The organism is Candidatus Schmidhempelia bombi str. Bimp, assembly GCF_000471645.3.
GTDB classification, from domain to species: Bacteria; Pseudomonadota; Gammaproteobacteria; order Enterobacterales; family Orbaceae; genus Utexia; species Utexia bombi.
This window is the reverse complement of the sequence record NZ_AWGA01000103.1, coordinates 1-3,505: the sequence shown is the minus strand read 5'-3', so window position 1 is coordinate 3,505 and position 3,505 is coordinate 1. Positions and strand designations below refer to the sequence as shown.

2 protein-coding genes are annotated in these 3,505 nt (G+C 35.0%); both read right to left on the bottom strand.

Annotation, left to right across the window (positions count from 1 at the left end; genetic code table 11):
• A partial coding sequence (locus O970_RS09085; protein WP_202976386.1) for a glycoside hydrolase family 19 protein occupies nucleotides 1–3,272 on the bottom strand: 3,272 nt, incomplete at its 3' end.
• 11 nt (nucleotides 3,273–3,283) lie between these two features.
• The coding region (locus O970_RS09080) for a DUF2345 domain-containing protein (RefSeq protein WP_133459385.1) at nucleotides 3,284–3,505 on the bottom strand (222 nt) is incomplete at its 5' end.

The following is a 3,505-nucleotide window of genomic DNA, read 5'->3' as shown; positions in this document are numbered from 1 at the left end:
AGCACTAAGTGTGGCAGGTGAGGCAGAGTCTGTAATAAATCTGGATTATTAACAAAATCAATGTACTCCCCGCCCCAAATTTCCTGATATCCATTTGCAAAATCTACATAATTATTCCTACCCGTTAACTGCTTTAATCCTCTTCCTCTAAAATTCCAACCATCATCCGTATTTGCACCAAGATTTCCTAATCTATCTCCCATGGCTTTATTCGCAACAAATTTTTGGCTCTCCTTCGATACAATTCTTAAATTTTTCGGAGAGCCGTCAGGATAACCATGTTTTATTGCATCTTCAGGATTATTTTTAAAATATTTATATGTTGTTTTTAATCCACTAACACTATAAGTAAAATTTTCTTCAGTTTTTAGTGATGAGCCAACTTCTTGTCTAATTTGAGCAAAAAAATGACTTAATCTGAGAGGTGTATTAAGTCTATATTCGTTCATATGAACGTTAATATCATTTACTATGAATTGTAATAAATCTAGCCGATTATTTGATACATAAGTGAAAATTTGCTTTAACATATCAACTGTTATACAAAATTTTGGGATGAAATTAAATAATGCTATAGGATGAATAAACCATGCCTTACCATCAGCACTAAGTGTAGCAGGTGGGGCAGTGTCTGTTGGGGTGGCTTTGGTATTAGTTGTGTTGGTATTTTCTGGTTGTGTGCCGTTTGTTTGATTTAGCTTCGCTAAGCCTTTAGTGACATCATCCCACCATAACATTTTCTTGATTTTCTCTTTACTTTTTTCCCAATCCATGACCTTTTGTTCTAACTTTTGCACTTTTTCATGAATTTCAATTTGTCCTTGGCTCAACTTCTGCTTTGGATTGCTTTTGTAGTCTTTTGGAAATCGGTCAATTTTTCTTTTTAGCTCTTCAATCCCTTTTTTTACTGACTGTTGTTTGCTTGTTTCTAGCGTGTTGATATAAGCATCAAATTTTGCTTCATCTCCTTTAGTTAAATAATTCAGTACATTGTTGGCATTTTCTGTCATTTCACTATTTAACGCTTCCCATTTGGGCAATTTTCCTTCTGAGTCAACTTTGCCATACCATTCACTTTCATAATTGATTAATATGCGACTAAGAGCCGAGGCTAATACCGGCTTATCAATAAGCCCTTTAAAGCTGTCCGTTGTTATCATCGCATATTTTTGTGAGTTAGCACTGTATTGTTTGTCTAATATTGTTAATGTCTCTTTTATTGTTGGCGGGTATTGTTCAAGTGAGGCATTATCCTTATTTCTGCTTAAGGTTTTTTTAGCACTAAGATAAATTTCTTTCAGACTGGCATTTTCTTTAATTTGCTTAAAATCAAACCAATCCCAGCAACTTACTTTCTTTACACCTTCGCTATTGGTTGATATCCAACCTGACGAAATCGTTATCTCGTTGAGCGGTTTTTCTATTTGGAGCGGTTTTTCTATTTGAATCCATAAAGTCTCTTTATCATCCACGGCTCGATTTATTCTTGCTTTAATATTATTATCACTCATATTAAGTAAGAGCGGTGTGTCAGTAATCAGTTTGCTACTAGTTAATTGACTATCTTGTAATGGGTGCTTACTCCATGCCGGTGTCTCTGTAGGTAATTTTATTTCGTCATTAGCTTTTATTTTCTTTGCTATCTCATCAGTATTGGTAATCCATAATGATTTTTTGTTAGTTGCAGAGGTATTTATTTCTATTTGTAACCAGTTTATATTAGTTTCTTTACTTATTACCTCTATTTTACTGCCTTTAAATGGTGTACCAACCGTTGTGTCTGCTTGGCTTGGTTGCGTTAGTATTTTTACCCCTTTTGATACAGCAAATAATATTTTTTCTTCATCGGATATTTTTCTCGTCTCAGCTTGAGTTTGGGCTATGTAATTGGGTAAGTCTTCACAGGTAAAACACTCAACATGTAATGTGGGTTTAAAGTGGCTGTTTTGCATCCCTTCTCCAAGTGGGAGAGTGTCTATGTCAATATAATTACCCTCTTTATCTTTTTCTTTAGGAATAGCATCATTATGACCAATATGTCCGACTAAATCACCGGCTTCAATTGGAAATGGTTTGTCTAATACCACAACTTCATTATATTTTTTGCCTCTAATTACCTTTTCAAGACAATCAAAATAAACGTAGGTCGTTTCTGTTGGTAAAGGAATAGTTGGTTGTCCGTCCCGAACCACTTCGATTAATTCAACAAAGTTTTTCGGTTTTTTGGTACCGGATATTTTAATTTGCGTTCCTTCGGGTAGCATGGAAATAATATTTTTTTTATCTTTATCCCTTACTCTTAGCCCTTTTGATTTGGCTAATTTGCTATCTTTTCCTGTTATTTCAACTATCGGGGCTGTGAGTGGTTTTTTAGTCTGATTGTAAATCCAACCGATAATTTTATTTCCCTTATAGTCAACAGGTTTTAATTCCGGAATTGAGAAATACCCTTCCTCTAAAGACGTAACTGCATACCACTTATAATCTTTTTCATGTAAATCAAGATTTAAATTTACTTTCGTGCCAGCTTGTAATACAGCTAAAATATTTGTGCTGGTTGAACTATCAGGTGTCCCTCGTATATTTAATCCTTCTACATAATCTAATTTATCTTTATGTTTAACGCGATAAATATCCTGCTCCCAAAATGCTGGTGCTGGCTCTTTTGGATTATCATTGTAATATTGCGTATCAGCCAAATGCATATACAAACTATAAAAATAAAGACGATGCCCTGGTTGTTTTTCTTTTTTAGGCGTAGTTATTTCACTGGTTGACGGCTCATTGGGTGGCGCTGAGGTATTCGCTTTAGCTGTCTCTGTAGTTGGATTTGTCGTAGTATTCGATAATTGAGTTGAATCAGCCGTGGTTTCTGATGTTTGCGCAGCACTGTTATTCGTTGGCAGATTGCTTTTTGCCTGAGCGACGTCTTCTATACGCTCCATTTCCAGCAGGTGCCGAACCAAAACAAAACCTGTTGAGAAAAAGTCAACTTTTTCACCATAATCAACTTTTTGATAATGATCATTAACTCGATAAGCGATAACTTCACCAGTGGCAATACAATGCACTTTTCGTACATTGGGGTCACCTAATTTTCCAAGGACCTTCTCATCAAAATGGACCCCTCCATGCACCTGTTTGTTTACACTGACAGGATAAAAGCCATTAGATGCTGACATTAATGCTGTATAATAACCATTAGTGCTTAATTGTTTTTGTTGATTTATAATAACTGGATATTTCCATTTTTTTATTGGTATTAGTGTCATTGTTTATACCTTTAACCTGAAAAGTTGATATATTCACTATTTATTAATCTTGTAAGCGCTATGTCTACATCACTTTTCAAGTTGTTGTCTGTATTATTTTCTATACTAGCTGCCCCCATTTTTTGCATGATATTACTTTTAAAATAGATGTTGCCAGCGGTGCCTAGTTCAATGCCTTCTTCGCTAATTTTAATATACGAGCCGCCACAGATTAACGTTAGTTGTTTACTGGC